This is a genomic window from Tessaracoccus rhinocerotis (assembly GCF_007197885.1).
GTDB lineage: Bacteria > Actinomycetota > Actinomycetes > Propionibacteriales > Propionibacteriaceae > Arachnia > Arachnia rhinocerotis.
In genome coordinates this window covers 131,283-151,229 of sequence record NZ_VKKG01000002.1, presented here as the reverse complement: position 1 = coordinate 151,229, position 19,947 = coordinate 131,283, and the positions used below count along the sequence as shown (strand labels likewise).

The 19,947-nt window shown below is 63.8% G+C and carries 18 protein-coding genes; 12 read left to right on the top strand and 6 right to left on the bottom strand.

The annotated features are described in order from the left end of the window. Positions 1-7: 7 nt before the first annotated feature. From FOJ82_RS05860 to FOJ82_RS05850, 3 genes are read right to left on the bottom strand one after another with little or no spacing between them, the layout of a single operon-like run. On the bottom strand, positions 8-394 hold the full coding sequence (locus tag FOJ82_RS05860; RefSeq protein WP_143937541.1) for a holo-ACP synthase: 387 nt from the start codon (positions 392-394) through the stop codon (positions 8-10). 1 nt (position 395) lies between these two features. After that, positions 396-1,214 (bottom strand): hypothetical protein, encoded by an 819-nt coding sequence (locus FOJ82_RS05855; RefSeq protein WP_143937540.1) that lies wholly within the window; start codon positions 1,212-1,214, stop codon positions 396-398. Between the two features lie 26 nt (positions 1,215-1,240). Next, on the bottom strand, positions 1,241-2,731 hold the full coding sequence (locus FOJ82_RS05850; RefSeq protein ID WP_143937539.1) for a class I adenylate-forming enzyme family protein: 1,491 nt from the start codon (positions 2,729-2,731) through the stop codon (positions 1,241-1,243). 89 nt (positions 2,732-2,820) lie between these two features. Here FOJ82_RS05850 and FOJ82_RS05845 point away from each other — a divergent pair, with 89 nt between their 5' ends. The 12 genes from FOJ82_RS05845 to FOJ82_RS16935 all read left to right on the top strand — a co-directional run bounded on the left by FOJ82_RS05845 (position 2,821) and on the right by FOJ82_RS16935 (position 15,980). Next, complete coding sequence (locus tag FOJ82_RS05845) at positions 2,821-3,084, top strand: phosphopantetheine-binding protein (protein ID WP_143937538.1); 264 nt, start codon at positions 2,821-2,823, stop codon at positions 3,082-3,084. After that, positions 3,081-3,287, top strand: coding sequence for a hypothetical protein (locus FOJ82_RS05840; protein WP_143937537.1), 207 nt, complete (start codon positions 3,081-3,083; stop codon positions 3,285-3,287). The genes FOJ82_RS05845 and FOJ82_RS05840 overlap by 4 nt, the downstream gene beginning before the upstream one ends. After that, entirely contained in the window at positions 3,287-5,284 is a 1,998-nt protein-coding gene (gene asnB / locus FOJ82_RS05835; RefSeq protein WP_143937536.1) for an asparagine synthase (glutamine-hydrolyzing), read from the top strand. The genes FOJ82_RS05840 and asnB (FOJ82_RS05835) overlap by 1 nt, the downstream gene beginning before the upstream one ends. Then, a complete protein-coding gene (gene nadE / locus FOJ82_RS05830) occupies positions 5,281-6,273 on the top strand; it encodes an NAD(+) synthase (RefSeq protein WP_143937535.1) in 993 nt (330 codons plus the stop codon). Before asnB (FOJ82_RS05835) ends, nadE begins: the two co-directional genes overlap by 4 nt. A gap of 3 nt (positions 6,274-6,276) precedes the next feature. Beyond that, positions 6,277-7,782: an oligosaccharide flippase family protein gene (locus FOJ82_RS05825; protein ID WP_143937534.1), complete on the top strand. Its 1,506-nt coding sequence runs from the start codon at positions 6,277-6,279 to the stop codon at positions 7,780-7,782. Positions 7,783-8,177: 395 nt separating this feature from the next. Continuing rightward, positions 8,178-9,497, top strand: coding sequence for a right-handed parallel beta-helix repeat-containing protein (locus FOJ82_RS05820; protein ID WP_143937533.1), 1,320 nt, complete (start codon positions 8,178-8,180; stop codon positions 9,495-9,497). Positions 9,498-10,186: 689 nt separating this feature from the next. Next, positions 10,187-10,831, top strand: coding sequence for a right-handed parallel beta-helix repeat-containing protein (locus tag FOJ82_RS16140; RefSeq protein WP_185975647.1), 645 nt, complete (start codon positions 10,187-10,189; stop codon positions 10,829-10,831). 100 nt (positions 10,832-10,931) lie between these two features. Beyond that, positions 10,932-11,927: a right-handed parallel beta-helix repeat-containing protein gene (locus tag FOJ82_RS05810; RefSeq protein WP_143937531.1), complete on the top strand. Its 996-nt coding sequence runs from the start codon at positions 10,932-10,934 to the stop codon at positions 11,925-11,927. 75 nt (positions 11,928-12,002) lie between these two features. After that, positions 12,003-13,190 (top strand): polysaccharide pyruvyl transferase family protein, encoded by a 1,188-nt coding sequence (locus tag FOJ82_RS05805; RefSeq protein ID WP_143937530.1) that lies wholly within the window; start codon positions 12,003-12,005, stop codon positions 13,188-13,190. Positions 13,191-13,397: 207 nt separating this feature from the next. After that, positions 13,398-13,853, top strand: a complete 456-nt coding sequence (locus tag FOJ82_RS05800; protein ID WP_143937529.1) for a hypothetical protein — start codon at positions 13,398-13,400, stop codon at positions 13,851-13,853. A gap of 377 nt (positions 13,854-14,230) precedes the next feature. Further along, positions 14,231-15,241, top strand: a complete 1,011-nt coding sequence (locus FOJ82_RS05795; RefSeq protein ID WP_185975646.1) for an O-antigen ligase family protein — start codon at positions 14,231-14,233, stop codon at positions 15,239-15,241. A 124-nt stretch (positions 15,242-15,365) separates the two neighbouring features. Further along, the gene (locus FOJ82_RS16935; RefSeq protein ID WP_143937527.1) at positions 15,366-15,980 is read left to right on the top strand and encodes a serine O-acetyltransferase; all 615 of its coding nucleotides are present in this window, start codon (positions 15,366-15,368) and stop codon (positions 15,978-15,980) included. Positions 15,981-15,997: 17 nt separating this feature from the next. On the opposite strand, the gene asnB (FOJ82_RS05785) is transcribed toward FOJ82_RS16935, so the two are convergent. The 3 genes from asnB (FOJ82_RS05785) to FOJ82_RS05775 form a co-directional block, all read right to left on the bottom strand. Continuing rightward, positions 15,998-17,866: an asparagine synthase (glutamine-hydrolyzing) gene (gene asnB / locus FOJ82_RS05785; protein WP_143937526.1), complete on the bottom strand. Its 1,869-nt coding sequence runs from the start codon at positions 17,864-17,866 to the stop codon at positions 15,998-16,000. Further along, positions 17,866-18,825 carry a glycosyltransferase gene (locus tag FOJ82_RS05780; protein ID WP_185975645.1) on the bottom strand — a complete coding sequence of 320 codons (960 nt, stop codon included), beginning with the start codon at positions 18,823-18,825 and terminating at the stop codon, positions 17,866-17,868. The genes asnB (FOJ82_RS05785) and FOJ82_RS05780 overlap by 1 nt, the downstream gene beginning before the upstream one ends. 227 nt (positions 18,826-19,052) lie before the next feature. Beyond that, positions 19,053-19,937: a glycosyltransferase family 2 protein gene (locus FOJ82_RS05775; RefSeq protein ID WP_185975644.1), complete on the bottom strand. Its 885-nt coding sequence runs from the start codon at positions 19,935-19,937 to the stop codon at positions 19,053-19,055. Positions 19,938-19,947: the final 10 nt, after the last annotated feature.

The window sequence follows — 19,947 nt, the reverse complement described above, 5'->3', positions numbered from 1 at the left end:
GGGCGGGCTACTCGACCAGTGGCATTTCTGGGCCGAAGGCCATCGCCTGGGCCATCGCCACTTCGGCCACCGACGACGTGGTCACCGTGACCCGGGCCACCCCGGCGCGCGCGGCGACCTCGGCCACCTCACCCTCGAACCACACGACCCCCTGCTCCCCCACGAGCACGCACCGCCACGGCACGGCGGCGTCCCAGCCGATGCGCAGCGACTTCCACGCCGCCTCCTTCGCCGCCAGCACCCGGGCGAAGGCGAGCGCCGGCGCCTCGGAGGCGCGGCAACGGGCGGCCTCGTCGTCGGAGAACCAGCGGCGCGCGAACGAGCCACCGCGCGCGAGCAGCCGGGTGACGCGGGCGACGTCGACGATGTCCACCCCGACGCCGTGGAGCCGCACGTCAGTCCCGGGCCAGGTTCAGCATGCGCACGAGCTCGAGCGCGGCGAGGGCCGAGCCGGTGCCGTTGAGGTGCGCCCCGTCGTTGCTGTAGCCGGCATACAGCTCGGGCGCCACGGTGCCGTCGGGTGCGCGGGACTCGAGGGCTGCGACGTCGAGCAGCCGATCGGCGCCGTACTCCGCGCGCATCAGCTCGTTGTAGCGTTCGCGGGCTGCGTTGTCGTTGCGTCCGACGAAGTGCTTGACGTGGTCCTTGATGCCGTGGGGACCGGTGGTCAGCGGCGCGGTGACGTGGATGAACCGCACGTCGGGGAACTCGGCCTCGAGCTCTGCCATGGTGTCGCGGTAGGTCCGGAACAGCTTGTCGACGTCGGTGTCCCAGCGGATGTCGATGTAGCAGAACTTGATCAGCGCCACGTCGACCTGCTCGGCCATGCCGCCCCGCAGCATCGCGGCGAAGTTCTCGAGCTTGCGGTACGGGTGGCGGTTCTCGCCGATCAGGGTGTGGACGAAGGCCCCGCCCTGCGGGAGGTCCGGCACGTCGCCGATCCCCGTCTCCACGAAGCCCGGCCGGCGGACTTCGTGCGCGTCGTAGACCTGGCGCATGCCCGAGATGATGTTGTTCCCCACTGACATGTGACCGAAGAAGATCCGCAGCTCTGCGGCCCGCGCGAGCTCGGCGGGGTCAGCCTGGGCGGTTGCCGTGTCGGGCGCGGCGTCGTAGCTGGGATCCGGGTCCCAGAAGAAGGTGTAGGTGGCTGCTCCCACCAGTCCGAGCGCAACGAGTGCGGCAACGATGCGCAACAACGGCTGTTTCGTCATGATCTCCCCCAAGATCGGCGTGCCACCTATGGTATCACCGAGGCCTCGCCGGCCAACAGGGTGCGGACGTGGCCGCGCGAGATCTTCCCGTTGGCGGTCAGGGGGATCTCGTCCAGGACGTGCACCCGGCTGGGGACCATGTGCTTGGGCAGGTGGCCCCGCAGGAACGCGAGGACCTCGTCGCCGTCGAGCGAGCCGCCCGGCACCGGCGCGACGGCCAGGGTCACGGCCTCCCCCGCGTCGGGGTCGGGCAGCCCCACCGTGACGGCGGCCGCCACCTTGTCGTGCAGGAGAGCCGCCTCGTCCACCTGCTGCGGGGAGATGCGGTAGCCCCACGACTTGATGAAGTCGCCGCTGCGCCCGACGATGTGGATGAAGCCCTCCTCGTCGACGGTGGCCAGGTCACCGGTGCGCATCCGGCCCCCGACGAACTTCTCCGCCGTGGCGGCCTCGTCGCCGAGGTAGCCGGGCGAGATGTTCTCCCCGGCCGCGATGATCTCACCCTGCTCCCCCGGCGCCACCGGGTGCCCGTCCGGGCCCTCCACCGTCAGCGTCACGCCCGGGATGCCGCGCCCGATGGAGCCCAGCTTGGTGGGCAGCAGTTCCGGTGGCAGATAGGACAGCCTGGAGGTGGCCTCGGTCTGGCCGTACATGACGAAGACCCGGCTGTCCGGCTGGGCCTCCACGAGGCGCTGGATCAGTTCCGGCGCCAGCCGGCCGCCGGCCTGCTGCACCTTCCGCAGCGACGGAAGTCTCCGGCTGGAGTATGAGCTGGCCTTCAGCAGCAGCTGGTACGACGACGGCACCCCCGCGAGCCCGGTGCAGGAGTGCCTGTCGATGAGCTCGATGGCGGTCTCGGGGAACGCGAAGGTGTTGCACAGCACGAGGCTGGCGCCGACCGCCAGGTGGCTGTGCAACAGGGAGGCGCCGAAGACGTAGTGGAAGGGCAGGATCACCAGCATCCGCTCCGTGGCGTCCAGTTCGAGGTAGCTGATGATGGAGCGGGCGTTGGCCATGAGGTTGCGGTGGGTGAGGCGCACCACCTTCGGGCGCGAGGTGGTGCCGGAGGTGAACATCAGGGCGGCGTCGTCGTCCGGGGACACCGCCCGAGGTGGCACGTCGGCCACTCGCACGACGTCGTCCCCGGCGAGGGCGGCGTCGGTGACGACGGCCCGGTCCCCGAAGGCGTTCGCGACGCGGCGCAGCTGCCGTCGGTCGGCCAGCACCGCTCCCAGCTCGACGAAATCGGCCTGGGCGGCCAGTTCGTCGGCTCCCAGCTTGTCCGACAGCGGCACCACCACGCCGACGCGGAACGCCGCGAGGTAGGCGGCCACCCAGAAGAACGAGTTCACCCCGAGCAGGCCGATGCGGGCGCCCGGGGCGAGTCCGAGGGCACCGAGCTCGGCGGCCAGCCGGTCGACGGAGCGCCTCAGCTGCCCGTAGGTGTACTCCTGCCCGCCGTCGATCACGACCACCGCGTCGTCATCGCCCGCAGTCAGCAGAAAGTCGCAGAACATGTCCACCCCCGGAAAGCACTGGCTCAATCTATGTCTGGGACAGTACACTTCCCATGAACCATCACACGACCGTTCGGGGGGACGATCAAATGGACACTCAGGTCACCACCACTCTCAGGGCTTTCATCGAGGAGAGCTACCTGTTCGGGGACAGCTCACGGATGCCCGCGGACGACGAGTCCCTGCTCGAGACCGGGATCATCGACTCCACCGGCGTGCTCGAGCTGATCGAGTTCCTGGAGGAGGAGTTCGGCTTCAGCGTCGAGGACACCGAGACGGTCCCGGAGAACCTCGGCAGCATCTCGGGTCTCACGCGCTACGTCTCGTCGAAGCGGGCCCAGGGCGCGGCGTGACCGGCCCCCTGGTCGACCGGCTCCTCGAGGAGTGCGTACACCTGCGCCCACTCGATGATCCGGAGCTCGACGCACTGCGGCGCGCCCTGCTGGTGGAGGACGTCCTGGGCGTCCGTCTCACCGACGAGCAGATCGCGCACCACGTCCTGACCGATCCGGCGGCCCTGCGCAGGTTGTCGGCGACGCGCCACCCGCGTGTCTGATGTGCGGCATCTGCGGGGTGGTCTCGCTCGGGCAGCCACCCGAGCTGGGCGTGGTGGAGGACATGATCGGAGCCCTCACCCACCGCGGACCGGACGGCTCCGGCTACCTGCGTGACCACGGCGCCATCCTCGGCCACACGCGGCTCTCGCTGATCGACTACGTCGGCGGCGCGCAGCCGCTAGGCAACGAGGACGGCACCGTCTGGGTGACGTTCAACGGGGAGATCTTCAACTACATCGAACTCCGCGACGAGCTCCTCGCCCGCGGGCACCGGTTCAGCACCAGGTCGGACACCGAGGTGATCGTGCACGCCTGGGAGGAGTGGGGACAGGACTGCTTCTCCCGCTTCAACGGGCAGTGGGCGCTCGGGATCTGGGACCGCCGCAACCGGCAACTGATCCTGTCCCGGGACCGCCTCGGGGTAAGGCCGCTGTACTACCACCTGCGGCCGGACGGGATCGTGTTCGCCTCCGAGGTGAAGGCGCTGTTCGCCGACCCGGGGGTACCGCGCGCCCTGGACCCGGTCGGGCTGGGTCAGGTGTTCTCGCTGTGGTCCACCGTCGCGCCGCGCACCCCCTTCGAGGGCATACAGCAGCTGGAACCGGGGCACGTCGCGGTCTTCGACGCCGGCGGCTTCCGCAGCGAGCCCTACTGGGCCATCGGGTTCCCCCCGCGCGGAGGGGAACCCAGCCAGGACCTGCGGGAGAACTCGGAGCGCCTGCGTGAGCTGCTCGTGCGGGCCACCCGGCTCAGGTTCGAGCGCAGCGACTTCCCAGTCGGCGCCTACCTGTCGGGAGGGCTCGACTCGTCGGTGACCGCGGCCGCCATCCGGCACTTCACCGACGCCGACCTGGACACCTTCTCGCTCCGGTTCACCGACGACGAGTTCGACGAGGGTGTCCACCAGCGTCGGATGGTCGAGCAACTGGGCACCAACCACCACGACGTGGAGGTCTCGCACTCCGACATCGCCGAGGTCTTCCCGGAGGTGGTCTGGCACGCCGAGGCGCCGCTGCTGCGCACCGCGCCAGCGCCGCTGTTCCTGCTGTCCAAGCTGGTGCGCGGATCGGGATACAAGGTGGTGGTGACCGGCGAGGGCGCTGACGAGGTGCTCGGGGGCTACGACATCTTCCGCGAGGCGAAGGTCAGGGAGTTCTGGGCCCGCGGGCCGGACTCCGGGCTGCGGAACCGGGCCACCGAGCTGCTCTACCCGTGGCTGTCGCGCAACCCGGGCAAGGCCCCTGCGTTTGCGCGCAGCTTCTTCGGTGCGGACTTCGACCCGGCGGACCCGGGCATGTCGCACCGCACCCGCTGGAACTCGACGGCGGCGTTGCGCACCCTGCTCAGCCCGGGAGTGCAGGAGGCGATCGGGTCCGGGCGCCAGGCCGACCCCGCCTCCCTCCTTCCCGCGGATAGCAGGGAGTGGGACTCGTTGGGGCGCGCGCAGTGGCTGGAGATGACGACGCTGCTGCCGGGCTACATCCTCGCCTCGCAGGGCGACCGGATGCTGATGGCAAACTCCGTCGAGGGCCGCTTCCCGTTCCTGGACCGCGACGTCGTCGAGTTCGCCAACGCGCTGCCCGCGCGGCACAAGCTCTTCGGCCTGGAGGAGAAGTTCCTGCTGCGGCACGCGTTCGCCGACCTCGTTCCTGACGAGATCCGCAACCGCGCCAAGCAGCCCTACCGGGCCCCCGACGCGGCGAGCTTCTTCGCCGACGGCGACCCGCCGGACTGGCTCTCCGAGGTGCTCTCCCCTTCCGCGCTGCTCGCCAGCGGACTGTTCGACGCCCGCCAGGTCGAAGGGCTCGTGGCAAAGGCTCGCAACCGCAGCCGAGCGTTCGGCAACACGGATAACATGCGGATCGTCGGGGTGGTCTCCACCCAGTTGCTCCACCACCAGTTCATCGCCGGGACCGGGCCTCGGGCGCAGCGCAGGCGCCCACCCGAGCCGGTGCACGCCATCGACCTCGTCGCTCAAGCCCAGGAGGACAAATGACCCACACCACCACCTTCGGACCCGACACCCTCGCGCTGGACCTGGCGGCGGAGACCGAGCGGATCTCGCAGACCATCCGCGACTACCTGCGGGGAGCCCGCCGGAAGGGGGCGGTGATCGCACTGTCCGGCGGCATCGACTCCAGCGTCACGGCCGCGCTCTGCGTCGCCGCACTGGGCCCCGAGCGCACCTTCGGGCTGCACATGCCCGAGCGCGCGTCGTCGCCGGAGACCATCTCCCTGAGCCGCTCCATCTCGGACCACTTCGGCTTCGACTCCGTGCTGGAGGAGATCGCCGAGACCCTGGCCGCCGCCGGCTGCTACAGCCGCTACGACGAATCCGTGCGCAAGGTCGTGCCCGAGTACGGCGAGGGCTGGAAGTCGAAGATAGTGCTGCCCAGCGTCGTCGATGACGGCACCCTGCGCGTCTACCAGGTCGTGGTGGAGAACCCCGACGGCGAACAGAGCAGCCACCGCCTGACCACCGAGGCCTACCTCGGCATCGTCGCCGCCACCAACTTCAAGCAGCGGGTGCGCAAGATGATGGAGTACTACCACGCGGACCGGTTGAACTACGTGACCACCGGCACGCCCAACCGGCTCGAGTACGACCAGGGGTTCTTCGTGAAGCTCGGCGACGGCTCGGCGGACGTGAAACCAATCGCCCACCTGTACAAGACCCAGGTGTACGCGCTGGCCGAGCACCTGGGCGTCCCGGAGGCCATCCGGACCCGCCCCTCCACCACGGACACCTACACGCTCGAGCAGTCGCAGGAGGAGTTCTACTTCTCCTTGCCGCACCACCTGATGGACCTGTGCCTCTACGGGGTGAACCACGACGTGCCCGAGGAGCAGGTGGCCGAAGCCACGGGCCTGACCGTCGAGCAGGTGCGTCGGGTGAACGCCGACATCGAGCAGAAGCGTCGCACCACCGGATACCTCCACCAGCCGCCAGTGCTGGTGGAGGACGTCGCGGAGATCCAGTACTGATCCATGTCCGCACCCCAGGAGCACAGAGATTCGGCAAGTCTCGGCAAGAAGGCGCTCCGGGGCGGCACCTTTCTGGCCGTTGCCACCGTAATTGAGCGTCTCGCACGACTCGGTCGCAACATGTTGCTCGCACGGATCATTGTCCCTGACCAGTTCGGTCTGATGGCCCTTACGATGTCCGTTCTGGCAGTTCTCGGGGCCATCACAGAGGTCGGGGTTTCCCACGCCGTTGTTCAGAACAAGCGTGGCGACACGCCAGAGTTTCTGAACGTGGCTTGGTGGTTCGGGGTCGTCCGGGGTGTGGTCGTGGGCATCCTTGCGATTCTCTTGGCTGGCCCAGTGGCACGCCTCTACGATGAGCCAGAACTGGGGAAGCTCCTTCTCGTCGCGCCCGTGGTTATCCTGTTCACCGGCCTCACCAGCCCCAAGGTGTTCGCGCTGCAGCGGAAGTTCCAGTTCAAAGCCACGCTGTGGACGAACCAAGGAGCTGCCCTACTCGGCACGATGCTCACCATCGTTCTTGGCTTCCTCCTCCAAAATGTATGGGCACTGATGTGGGGTGCTGTCTTCGAGTTCTTCTGCCGCTTCGTGCTCTCGTTCATCCTGTGCCCGATTCGGATTCGATTCCGCTTGGACCGCGTGTCAGTGCGCGACCTGTTGAAGTTCACCCGCGGCATGGCCGGCCTTTCGATCCTCACGATGCTGGTGATCCAAGCTGACACCGCAGTTCTCGGGATGGTTGTCTCCGCACATCAGCTGGGCTTGTACGCATTCGCAATCGCCCTCGCTGGCTTCCCCCTTGGCGTGTTCACCAGCGTGATCGAACCTCTGATCGTCCCGGTCCTGTCGCAAGCGCAAGACGACTTCGAAGCACTGCGGAGACGGGTGCTCGCGCTGTCTCGGCTGGTGTGGCTTTTTGGCCTGCCCCTCATGGCGACGCTGTCCATCGTCGCCGAGCCACTGCTCAGGCTGCTGTACGGCCCCCCCTTCGGCGAAGCGGCCCACGCCTTCGCCCTGTACTGCGCCTTCGTCATGGTGTACATGAACTCGATCGTGAGCTTCTTCGTCTACGTGGCCATCGGCAAACCAGAGCTCCAAAGGCGATTCACACTCGTCCGCGCACTGCTTGTCGTACTCCTCCTCTATCCGCTATCAGTACTGCTGGGGATCGAGGGAGCAGCACTCGCCCTCCTCATCGCAATGGTTGGGTCGATGGCCGTCCAACTGTTCAACCTACGTCGCGTCATCGGGCTCGGCGTCGTGTCGTTTCTCGCCACGATCCGTGCGGGAGCCGGGGCCGCTGCCTGTGTCTCGGTCCCTGCGCTCCTCATCGTTACGTTGACCCACCTTCCCGACTGGGCGAAAGTGCTCACCTGCGCGGCATTCGGCGGAGCTTGCTGGGCACTACTACTACTCCGCGAACGCAGAGTCCTCGCCTCGCTACGCCAAGGCTCCCTACGAAGCCCTTCCGAAGGACGGGTCGGGACACCGCATTCCGACCTCCGCTGATGCCCGGGAGCCGGTAGGTTCCATCCTTGTTGCATGCATCTCGCCTGGCCGTGGGGTCTGCTGCACCGTGCACGGCCAAGACTGCTGCGCATGAGATGAAGTGACGAGACGCGACGGCGTCCGAGGTCGACGACGCCCTCCAGGGTCTAGCCGTTTCCTGAGAGATTCTCCTAGCCGGGGGCCACCCACGGCTGGCCAAGCTGTTAAAATTGTGAGAATCTCTCAGGAATGACCTATGCTGGTCCCGCCGCTACCCCCAGCGGTTCCCCCCCATGACCGCTGAGTCGGTCACCCCCGGAAGGAACTCAATGCCCCGAACGTCGCGAATACTCTCGCGCCCGCGACCGTCAGACAACCGGACGTCATCCAAGCATCCGGTCCTTGCCGGAGCCACATTGCTGGCCAGTACGGCACTGGTGGTCACGATGCTGGCACTGCCGGCTCAGGGCGCTTCCCAGTTCGCAGATATCGACCGTGACCATCTTCAGCCGTACTCGGGTCGGCTCGTGGTCAAACAGGACAACACCGTCATCGATGGCCTGCTGGTCAAGGGCTACATCGACATCAAGGCAGACAACGTCACGATCAAGAACACGATCGTCGAGAGCGAGAACTACAACAGCATCCGGATCTACGAGGGAGCCAAGGGTTCCAAGATCCAGAACACCCAGGTGCTCTGCATGGACGAGCGCGCCAACGGTGTCGCCCACGGCGACTTCACGGCCGATCGAGTCGACTTGTTCGGATGCCGCCACGACTTCTACTTCACCGCCGAACGCCCGGCGAACGTCACCAACTCCTCCATCGACGGCATCGCCTACAGCACCGAGGATTCCTCGCCCACCGCAGAACCGTCCTCGACGAGCAAGCCCACGCCGGCACCCGAACCGACCGCCGCTCCCACCACCGTGGCTCCATCTGTTGAGCCCACGGCCAGCGCCTCTCCTAGTCCTGCTCCCACGACCCCCGCTCCTTCGTATTCAGGTTTCCCTGATGCCTCGAACACCGGCGTCCCCGCTGGGGTGACTCTGCGCCAGTCCAGCGGAATCGTGGTAACCACCCCGGGGACCGTGATCGACGCCCTGGACGTGCGGGGATCAATCGTGGTCCGCGCTGACAACGTGACCATCAAGAACTCCCGCGTGACAACCGACGCGCGCTACCCGATCCACATCACCTCCGGCGTGACCGGAACACTGATCGACCACGTCGAAGTATCCAACGCCGGCAGCAACGGCAAGGGCATCTTCTTCGACGGGGGGACCGGGACCGTTCGATACTCCGACATCCACTCCGCCGAGGACGGTGTCCACATCGTCGCCGACGGAGTGACGCTCGAGCACAACTACATCCACGATCTGACTCGCTTCGCGGGAGCCCATCCCGACACGATCCAGATTCGAGGCGGCGACAACATCACCGTCCGCCACAACAACCTGCAGGCATACACCGCCTCCATCGGCGTGATGAACGCTGCCATCCAGATCGGATCCCTGGCTGGCGGCGACACCATCACCAACCTGCGCGTCACCGACAACCTGATGAACGGTGGCCACGTCACCGTCAACGGCGGTGGCCGTGGCGAGGTCGACAGCGCCATCTACAGCAACAACCGCTTTGGCCGCGCCCACCAGTACAGCGTCCAAGCCAACGTCCAGAACAGCGTCTGGGAAGCCAGCAACGTCTACGACGACAACGGACAACCCGCCCGCTGACGGCACCTCGTCCGCGAGCTCAAGGCGCGTGTCGCCGCTAGCAGCGTGAGCTCCGGACAGTCCATGAGAGGAATATAGAATTGTTTAAGAACATCTTGATCGCGGCCTCGGGGGCCATGTTAGCCCTTGCTGGCTTCCTAATACCTTCCCAGAGCGCTTCCGCAGACGTGAACGTTTACACGACGCCGGGAGAACACACCTCCTCCGGACGCCAATGGCGGACTTGGTGCGAGGATTACAGCAGCACTATTCAGCGGTGCTGGACAGAGATCGTCTCCATGGGTAAGTGGACGTTCAACAACCTGACGTATCTCCCGGCTCCGCGCGCGCTGTGGACCAACAATCCACTGGCCCAGAACGGTGCGCGTTGGAACTCCGATGGACGGCAGTGGCGAACCAGCTGCAACGATGAATGGACTGGTCCGAACGCGTGCCGTTCGTTCATCCTCGTGGACGGCAAGTGGGTGTTCAACAACATCGTTGCGTTCGGAACACCCAAGCGCGTCGACACCTCATGGCGCCCTGGCTCTGGCGGCACAGGCCCCGGGGGGTCGACCGGGTCGCAGAATCCGGCACCTGCGGGTCCCGCTCCTTCGTATTCGGGTTTCCCTGATGCCTCGAACACCGGCGTCCCCGCTGGGGTGACTCTGCGCCAGTCCAGCGGAATCGTGGTAACCACCCCGGGGACCGTGATCGACGCCCTGGACGTGCGGGGATCAATCGTGGTCCGCGCTGACAACGTGACCATCAAGAACTCCCGCGTGACAACCGACGCGCGCTACCCGATCCACATCACCTCCGGCGTGACCGGAACACTGATCGACCACGTCGAAGTATCCAACGCCGGCAGCAACGGCAAGGGCATCTTCTTCGACGGGGGGACCGGGACCGTTCGATACTCCGACATCCACTCCGCCGAGGACGGTGTCCACATCGTCGCCGACGGAGTGACGCTCGAGCACAACTACATCCACGATCTGACTCGCTTCGCGGGAGCCCATCCCGACACGATCCAGATTCGAGGCGGCGACAACATCACCGTCCGCCACAACAACCTGCAGGCATACACCGCCTCCATCGGCGTGATGAACGCTGCCATCCAGATCGGATCCCTGGCTGGCGGCGACACCATCACCAACCTGCGCGTCACCGACAACCTGATGAACGGTGGCCACGTCACCGTCAACGGCGGTGGCCGTGGCGAGGTCGACAGCGCCATCTACAGCAACAACCGCTTTGGCCGCGCCCACCAGTACAGCGTCCAGGCCAACGTCCAGAACAGCGTCTGGGAAGCCAGCAACGTCTACGACGACAACGGACAACCCGCCCGCTGACGGCACCTCGTCCACAACCTCGTCTGGCCAGCACCCTCCAGGGTGCTGGCCAGATCCCGTTCCCCTGACATTCTCTCGATGCACAGTGCACACTGGAGTGATGGGGGACGCACTTTCTAGATCCGTACTCAGGAGCATTGGCATCCTGCTGCTGGCAGGGGTCACCGCTGCCACGTTTTCGGCGTGCATTGGCGTTGGCGTTCCAACACCACCCAGTGAAACCAGCAACACATCAGCTCGTAGCCCGGACCTCGCATCCCCATCGATACCTGTCTCGGCTCCTTCAGGAAGATCCGCCAGCCCTGTCGAGCCAACTCCGAGCACTTCGACCCCGGCTCCTGAGCACGGAGCGAGCCCCTTCCCTGACGAATCAACCACCGGCGTGCCGGATGGTATCCATCTGCAAGCTTCGGAGAGCTTGATCGTGACGGAGCCCGGCACGGTCATCGAAGGTCTGGACGTCCAAGGAAAGATTGACATCCAGGCAGACAATGTCACCATTCGCAACAGTCGCGTAACCACGGCGGAACATCGCTATCCGATCCATGTGCACCCCGGTGTAAAGAATGCGATCATCGAGTTCGTCGAGGTTTCCAACGAGAACTCCACGGGTAAGGGTATCTTCTTCGACACGTCCAGCGGCATCGTCCGTCACTCCAACATCCATTCGGGCGTGGACGGCATTTTCATCACCGGGGACGACGTCACAGTTGAAGATTGCTATATCCATCACCTGTTCGCCACTCCGAGCAGCCACAACGACACGATCCAAATTCGCAGCGGAAACAATATCCACATCCGAAACAACAATCTTCAAGCCTATAATGACCGCAATGACAATCCCATGAATGCCGCGATACAGATTGGGTCCTTGGTCGGTAACGATCCCATCCAGGGCCTCGTAGTTGAGCACAACCTCATGAACGGGGGCAGCATCACCGTCAACTTGGGTCGCGTGACCGACCTCGATGACGCAGTGATCCGACAGAACAGGTTCGGTCGCGACTTCCGATACGCGGTCGTGAGCACACCACAAGCGGGCGTGGTGTGGGAGGCCAGCAACGTCTACGACGACACGGGCGAGCCTGCACCCTGACAAGACTCGCCCATCGCGGGCGCCATAGCCAGTACGCTGTCAACGACAACACTGTGAACGTTCTTCGGGGGGCGAATGAGAATCGGGTTCCTTGGCATACAGTGCGACAACCCCAATCTAGGGGTTTCAGCTCTGGCGTACGCGGGGGTCAACTTGATACATCAAGTGACTGATCCCGCAGCAGAGTTTGTCTTGTTCTCCGACAACAGCACCGACGGCCTGAAGCTCATGAGCGACACTCTCGGGCTCGGCGGGCGTCCGATCAGGGCGGTCCCGTTCCGGCACAAGAGCCCCCGCCGCCTCCTCCACACCTTCCGAGAGATGGAGAGCTGCACATTCATTGTGGACTTCACGGGAGGGGACAGCTTCTCAGACATCTATGGTCTGCCGCGCCTCCTCAAGAACCTCCTGCACAAGGAGATGGCACTCAGGAGCGGCGCCGCGCTGGTCCTGGCTCCCCAGACGTATGGGCCGTTTACACACAGGTCAGTCCTTCCATGGGTACGCAGCGTTGTGGAACGCGCTGAACTCGTGTTTTCCCGCGACGAGCCTTCCCTGAAGTTCCTTGGAGGCCTCACATCACGCGACGTCATTCTGACTACCGACGTGGCGGTCACTCTCCCATCGGGCCCGAACACCGAGCTCGCGGCGTCACGGCCCCAAAGGATTGGTTTCAATGTTTCAGGTTTGCTCTGGACCGGAGGGTACACGGGTAAGAACCAGTTCGACTTGAAAGTGAATTACCAAGAATACTGCCGCGGTGTCGTCCAAGGCCTTCTGGACACCGGGCATGACGTCCACTTGGTATCACACGTGGTTCCACGTGACGGCGAACAGGGCGAAGGGGATGTGGCGGCCTGCTCAGCACTCCAGATTGACTGTCCAGGCGCACAATTGGCCCCGTCATTTCGAAATCCGGTGGAGGCAAAGTCTTGGATTGCGGAGACTGACGTGTTCATCGGGTCACGGATGCACGCGACCATCGCCGCATTCACCACCGGAGTTGCAACCATCCCAGCCGCATACAGTCGCAAGTTTGCAGGACTGTTCAGCGGTATGGGGTATGACATCAACGTTGATCTCAAGGCACTGGGTACTCAAGAAGCAGTGCGCAAGACACTCGATTACGTTGAGAAGTCCGACACCCTCCGGGAGGGGGTCGCACGCGGCAGAGCCGTAGCAGCCAGCCGGATTTCCACCTTTCAGGAACGCATAGCGGGGATGGCGCGCAAACTTAAGGCAGATCGAAAACATGCCATTTGACATTCTTAGTCAGCCGTGGAGGGTTCGCAACCAGGAAGAGACATGAGCCTCGGTACACTTCGTAAAGTAACTGTCCACACCTCCATCGCACTTGCCCTCGGAATAGTCATCACGTGCGCGCTGGCCGTTTCACTACCGCAGCTGCTCCCTGCCAATTACCAAGCCACCGCCCGACTCATGCTCCTCCTCCCACCGAACACTGGGCTCATGGCGACGAATCCATTTCTCGAACAACCCAATGGCCTTGTAGTTCTTAGTCGCGTGATCGCGGAGGCCCCCTTGACGGACTCTTCGAGAGAAGCCCGTGACGCGCTTGGCCTTAGTTCTCAGTTCGAGATTTCTTTCGACCACTCCCAACCGATCGTGACAGTGAGCGTTGAGGGCGGCAGTCCTGTCGACGTCATTGAGACGAGGGATTGGGTCGTTGCAGTGATTGAATCAGAGTTGCTGACTGTACAAGAACAGTTGGGGGCTCCAACCACTCAAACTGCTTCTGCTCACACCTTCATGGCAGAGGCGTCAGCCATTAGGATAGTCGGCGATTCCGCTCGGGCCAAGATCGGCGTGATCGCGGCCGGCCTGATCCTTTCAGCAGTCTGGGCAGCGGCCGTACAGCGGCGCCACCAGTCATCGCGTGCGGGCTATGAGAAGTCCGTCCGATGAATAGACCAGACCCTTCAGGAGGGACCGAGCCAGCGGCGGTCGAGTCGCTCAATCCCGCCACCTTATCAGCTGCGGCATTCGTCGCACTCTACTCAGTGCTCCTTCTATGCATTCCCACAAGGTTGGTGGTCGGGGCGATCGGCGCCCCAGGAGCACCCGCAAACCTTCTTGCCATGCTGGGTTTACTGTGGTGGCTCTGTGGAACCGTGGGTGGCCAACTGCACCGGGGCCTGACCCCTGCGAGACTAACGGTCGCGTTCTTCGCCTCAATGGTCTTGGCGAGTTTTGCGGCGGGGCACCTTCAGGGCTGGTACCAACCAGCAGACATTCGCCCAAGGTTCGGCGCGACACGATGGTACGTCGCTGATGTCCCAGAAATGACAGCTTTGCTCACCAGCGCTGCTGATCGTGGCCTACTTGCGCTGGCAGGCTGGGTCGGCATAGCGCTGCTGACGGCGGATGGCTTGCGCTCGTGGGGCGACCTGAACAAGGCAATCAACTGGCTGGTGGGTTCAGCGACCGTGGTCGCCGTCGTTGGCGTCATCCAGTACTTCACCGGTTTGGACATCTCGGGATTCATCAGCATTCCGGGCTTGTCCGCACAAGGTGAGTTCGGGGGAGCGTTGTCAAGGTCTGATCTGAACAGGATCGTCAGCACCTCCGCCCACCCCATCGAGTTGGGCGTCGCAATGGCCGCGATGCTGCCCCTCGCAATCCATGTGGGCTTTCGCGACAAGACGGCCCCTTCATGGTTGCCAGCGTTGGCAATTGGGTTAGCTTCGCTGATGACGGTCTCACGGTCCGCGGTCATCGTAGCTGCGGCCGCAATGGTTGTCCTAATCTTGGGGTGGCCGGCACGACTCCGCATCATGGCTCTGATCTTGGTGCCGATCTTCGGGGTCGTTGGACCCGTCGTGCTGCCCGGACTGCTGGGTACGATCAGAGCCCTGTTCACCAATCTCGGCAATGATCCGAGCATTGAGGGCCGAACCAGTGACTACGGGCTCGTTACACGACTCGTCTTGGAACAGCCCTTCTTCGGCCGAGGACTCTTCGCGTGGGTTCCCGACGTGTACCGAACGCTCGACAACCAAGTCCTTGTGCTGCTCCTTGAGGTTGGCCTCGTAGGAGCCCTAGCGTTCTTCATCATGGCAGGAGCCGGTGTTGTTCAGGGCATTTTGGTCCGACTGAGGGCAAAGGACGAGGTGCAACGCAATGCGGGGCTGTCTATTTCGGCCTCCTTGGTCGGTATCTCGATGAGCTTCGTGACGTTTGACGCCTTGGGTTTTCGGCAGGTGGCAGGCCTGACTTTCTTGCTTATCGGTCTGGGCGGTGCCATCAAAGCGATCTCTGACAAGGACGCCGACTCCCCCACCGACGCCGTGTAGGCCCAGTGGACGACGGAAGAACAGCCCATCAGCTGCGCGGCTTGGCCGAGACCAGCTGGTAGGATCATGCCAAGTGTCGGGGCGGGATCGTTGTCCCGCATGTAGTCGGGGAGGCCGTGGGAATATGCATTCCTGGGTAAGACTGACAGGTGGCGCACTCGCTTCTGACCGCGCCCGAGCGTTTGGCGCTGCAGGGCCTGGTGGAGGCCGATCCGTCTGGGAGTGGTGGCGTCTCCAGATATTCGACCCTGAGTTCCACTGCGTGGCGATTTACCGGCTCGGGCAGTTCGCACGGGAAGTTCGCGCTCGGAACCGCACCCTCGGAACGTTGCTCATAATCTTACATCGGGTCGTCAATCGCTTTATGACACAGATCCACCACACCGAGATCAGCCCGCAGGCACGCATAGGTCCAGGCCTCCGCCTCATGCACCGCCATGGGGTCCTGATCGGCCCCGCCACCATCGGACGAAATTGCGTCCTTCATCACGGGGTCACAATCGGGGAACGTGTGGCCAAGGGAGATCATGGCGTGGCGTCCATCGGGAACAACGTCTGGATCGGGCCAGGTGTGATCATCACGGGAGCAGTCCATATTGGTGATGGGGTGACCATCTCGGCAGGGTCAGTACTGTCCAAGGACATCCCCGACCGTTGCTTGGTGGCCGGGAACCCTGCGAGGATTCTAAATGCCGACCACGACAACACCGATCTGCTGGGGTTCCTTCCCGGAACGTGATCCTGCCGCCACGCCCCTCAGGCAACCCCCTTCCAACCATTCCGGACTCCGGAGATGCACGTCTCGTGCCACACTTCCAGCGACAACAGAGTCCAAATCCGGTTCTCCTCATTGCTTGCGCCGCGTTCATGACTCTCCAATAGCTCACGGACCGCATTCCGGTTGAAGATGGAACCGACGTAGGAGCCGGTCCCCGTCAGTCTGTCCCAAGCAGATTCCCGGAGGTCAGACCGCAGCCAAGTGTCCAGAGGCACACGAAATCCGACCTTGCGGCGGTCCACCACCTCCGTCGGCAGGTAGCGCCGCGCCACCTCCTTGAGAAGCCACTTGGGCCGGCCACCGCGCACCTTTAGCTTGCTCGGCAGCCGGAAAGCAAACTCCACCAAGTGGTGGTCCAAGAGCGGCGGCCGCAGTTCCAATGAGGCAGCCATGCACATCCGGTCCCCGCGTTCGAGGAGGTTGTCGGGAAGCCAGGAAGCAAGGTCGTGGCGCAGCAGGCGATCTACATCGTCTGCGCCCGGGGGTTCGTTGCGGCTGCGTCCCGACGGAGGCTCCGTCCCCAGCAGAACACGCCGTTCAGAGGATGTGAAAGGCGCGAACCAAGCTGCCAGTTGCTGTGACTTGGACCCCTCGGCCAGTGCGCGCAGCATCACCCTTGCCCGCGACAGTCTGGGTGGCAAACGGCTCTCGAGCATGCGCCCCGCCTCCCCACGCAGTCCAGCCGGGACAATCGCAGAGACCGACATCATGGATGCATAGCGGTATTTTGGGTAACCGCCAAACAGTTCGTCTCCTCCCTCCCCAGACAACACCACTTTCACGTGGTGTCGCGCCAACTCCGCCAGCCGAAAAACGGCGGTGTCAGCGGGTTCCGACATCGGTGCATCCCGGTGCCAGGTAAGCCGCGGCCAGAGTTCCAGAAAGTCTTCTGCGCGGACCTCCACCTCGTGGTGCCGGGTTCCGACATGCTCACTCACCCGACGCGCCCAAGACAGCTCATCGACGCGAGCATCCCCAAACCCGGCCGAGAAGGTGTCGATTGGTGCGTCCCCCCTGATCTCCTTCATGACGGCTACGATCAAGCTGCTGTCTACCCCGCCACTTAGCATGGCCCCAACAGGGACGTCAGCCACCATGGCGGCCCCTACTGCATCGCGGATCTGCTGCTCGGCCTCGTCGACCACAGTCGGCAAGCGATGGTTGGCGGAGGACTCCACCGGAGGAGGTTCCCAGTATCGACAAAGCGTCAGCGTACCGTCGGAATGGTATTCAGCGCGATGGCCGGGCTCCAGTTTGGATATGCCCTTGAACAGGGTGTAGGGGGCAGGCACGGAGCGTGCCGTCAAGTAAGCGTCAAGGCTGTCATGATCAACCGTGATCTCGTGGGGGAAGCCGATGTTGATTGCCTTCGCCTCGGAAGCAAACGTCAGCCCCTTCGCGGCCTGGTGATAGTAGAGCGGCAGCACCCCCAGCCGATCGCGTGCCAGGTGCAACGTCCCCGAAGCATTGTGAAAGGCTGCGAACGCAAACTGTCCGCGGAGAAGTTTGACGAATGAGATTCCATGCAAGACCAGTCCGGCCAAGAGGACTTCGGTGTCACCGTCGGTCTCGAACGGATATTCGAGGTTTCGCCGCAGTTCCTTGTAGTTGAATATCTCCCCGTTGAACACGAGGCTCCATGAACCATCAACTGCGTGCATTGGCTGACGGGAAGCCTCGACGTCAATGATCGACAACCGGGTGTGCGCAAGCCCAAGAGGGCCTTGGATCCAAGTGGTCCTGTCATCTGGTCCACGATGGGCGAGCACTTCCGCCATGATCCGTAAGCGGGAGACGTCTACCGGGCCGCTCGCCCGAGCGTGGTAGACCCCTGCGATCCCACACATCAGTTGTTGCCGATCAGGTGGAGCAAGGCCTCAGCACGCCCGGTCCACGAGTACTGACGTACAAACCGCACCCTCTCCTCGGCATCGCCCGGATCCTCATATGCGGCGGCCACCTCAGCGGCAAAATCCTCTCGCCGAGCCACACGGAGGTGATCCCGGTACGGCTCCACCTCTGGATAGTTGGTCGTTACGACCGGTAGCCCCAAGGACAGGTATTCCTTGAGTTTGATCGGGTTGGCATGCTGGATCCACTCGTTGTCGAGCCAAGGCATGAGCGCGACGTCGAAGCCGCGGCCGAAAGCAGGAATCTCGTCATAGTTGCGGAAACCGAACCAGTGGACGTTCGGCAACTCGGTCAGCGCTGCCATGGAGCACGTTGCGTCACCGACGAGTACCAAGCTGGCCTCCGGCAAGGAGCGTGCAGTCTCCTCCAGAAGCGCCATGTCAACCACATAGTCGTCCAGCCCTCCGAAGAATCCGATTCTCGGGTTCGGGATCCCCGCCAACTCCGGATGCACACTGCCCTCGCGCTGGAAGTGTTCCAGGTCCACTCCATGATCGATGAAGAACGCCCTTTCCCCTACGAGATCCTCATCACGCAGCATGAGTTCGTGGCTGACGTAGAGTACATGGTCGCTGTGCTGGAGGAGCATCCGTTCCAACCCCTCCACCCAAGCCCCATCTGCCTCAGGGAAAGCCGAGTGAAGATCCGAACGGTTGAACACGAGGGCCGAGCGGCGCATGGGTGCCACAACGGGCCACGCCGTCGGAATCGTCACACCGATCGCTGCGTCGCGGTTCAGCCCTGCGAGCCGAGCGACAATTCGGACTTGAATCCGGATCAGGGCGGCATTTAGACGAGCCAAGAGTCCGTTCGAGCCGTAGATCGGAAGCATCAGAGGTGTGTAGACGTGGAAGTTTGGGAGTTCCTTGAGTGGTCTGCGCAGCAACTTGGTCATGCTCCTGATCTTGCGCCAGATCCTGCGTCGTGGGTTGGTGCTCGTGGCCTGACCGGGAAGCCTCATCCCGAGGCTATTGACCACCAGGACCGGGGCCAGACGTGAGACCTCCTTCATCAGTTGGAAGTCTGAATGAGCTTGGTTGTGGTACCACCAATCCTGCGCCACGAACCAGATGAAGCCACCTTCCAATCGGAAAGACTTGTGGCTCGATTCCCTGTGGGCCGTCATTTGGTCTTCTCTCCCTGTGGCAGCTGTTCCCATGACTTGCGCCGCCACAGGATCGTCCGCGCGAGTCGATGATCCGGATCTCGCCAGCGACGCAGTTCATGCAGGATGAGCAGGGCACGGTGGATGGGAGCAGCCACCGGACGATGCTTCTCGACATAACGCAGGCTGTTCACTACCAGCAGGGCAACCAGTGCTGGTGACCGCCCGGAGCCCCCCTCGGCGTGGATCACGCGCGCAGAAGGTTCATACCAGGCTGAGAATCCGAGTTCCCTGGCCCGTCGGAAATAGTCAGTCTCCTCCGAGTAGAGGAAGAATCGCTCGTCCCAGGGCCCGATTTGGTTGGCGGCCTCGGCCGAGACCATCAGCGCCGCACCGGTGGCCCACTCCACCGGGTGCGCGTGAGCGTAGGCTGCCCGGTCCCGCACATCCTCACTGAGCCAACTTGGCCTGGAGTTCCAAAAACGCCCGCAAACAGCGTCTCCGAGACGACGTGAGATGGAAGGTTCACGACGAAGAGACCTAGCACGCCGGCCATCGGAACCTTCCAGTGCGGGCACCACCAGATCGGCTCCCACGAGTTCCCGGCGGCGCCGCATGGCCGCGACTGCCCCCGGAACGACGGTGGTGTCGGGGTTGAGGATGAGCAACGTCTCGGTTTCACCGACGAATGTGGAACCTCGGTTGATGCCGCCAGCGTAGCCCAGGTTGCAGCCGGTGTCCACCACGTGTACATCCGCGTGGGCGCTGGCGCGAGCCACAGTCGCATCGACGGAGCCGTTGTCCACGAGGATGACGCGCATGCTGCACTGCATGGCCTCGCTGCGAAGGGAACTGATTAGGGCATCAACGTCCCCTTCGTTGTTGTAGGTGACGACGATCACGGCAACGTCG

What these genes read in the sequence shown, in the direction of transcription:
- FOJ82_RS05805 (WP_143937530.1), top strand. Translation starts at nt 12,003, where the DNA reads ATGAGAATCGGGTTCCTTGGCATACAGTGCGACAACCCCAATCTAGGG.
- asnB (WP_143937536.1), top strand. Translation starts at nt 3,287, where the DNA reads ATGTGCGGCATCTGCGGGGTGGTCTCGCTCGGGCAGCCACCCGAGCTG.
- FOJ82_RS05825 (WP_143937534.1), top strand. Translation starts at nt 6,277, where the DNA reads ATGTCCGCACCCCAGGAGCACAGAGATTCGGCAAGTCTCGGCAAGAAG.
- FOJ82_RS05850 (WP_143937539.1), bottom strand. Translation starts at nt 2,731, where the DNA reads ATGTTCTGCGACTTTCTGCTGACTGCGGGCGATGACGACGCGGTGGTC.
- FOJ82_RS05800 (WP_143937529.1), top strand. Translation starts at nt 13,398, where the DNA reads ATGGCGACGAATCCATTTCTCGAACAACCCAATGGCCTTGTAGTTCTT.
- FOJ82_RS05845 (WP_143937538.1), top strand. Translation starts at nt 2,821, where the DNA reads ATGGACACTCAGGTCACCACCACTCTCAGGGCTTTCATCGAGGAGAGC.
- FOJ82_RS05795 (WP_185975646.1), top strand. Translation starts at nt 14,231, where the DNA reads ATGACAGCTTTGCTCACCAGCGCTGCTGATCGTGGCCTACTTGCGCTG.
- FOJ82_RS05855 (WP_143937540.1), bottom strand. Translation starts at nt 1,214, where the DNA reads ATGACGAAACAGCCGTTGTTGCGCATCGTTGCCGCACTCGTTGCGCTC.
- nadE (WP_143937535.1), top strand. Translation starts at nt 5,281, where the DNA reads ATGACCCACACCACCACCTTCGGACCCGACACCCTCGCGCTGGACCTG.
- FOJ82_RS05810 (WP_143937531.1), top strand. Translation starts at nt 10,932, where the DNA reads ATGGGGGACGCACTTTCTAGATCCGTACTCAGGAGCATTGGCATCCTG.
- FOJ82_RS16935 (WP_143937527.1), top strand. Translation starts at nt 15,366, where the DNA reads ATGCATTCCTGGGTAAGACTGACAGGTGGCGCACTCGCTTCTGACCGC.
- asnB (WP_143937526.1), bottom strand. Translation starts at nt 17,866, where the DNA reads ATGTGTGGGATCGCAGGGGTCTACCACGCTCGGGCGAGCGGCCCGGTA.
- FOJ82_RS05780 (WP_185975645.1), bottom strand. Translation starts at nt 18,825, where the DNA reads ATGACCAAGTTGCTGCGCAGACCACTCAAGGAACTCCCAAACTTCCAC.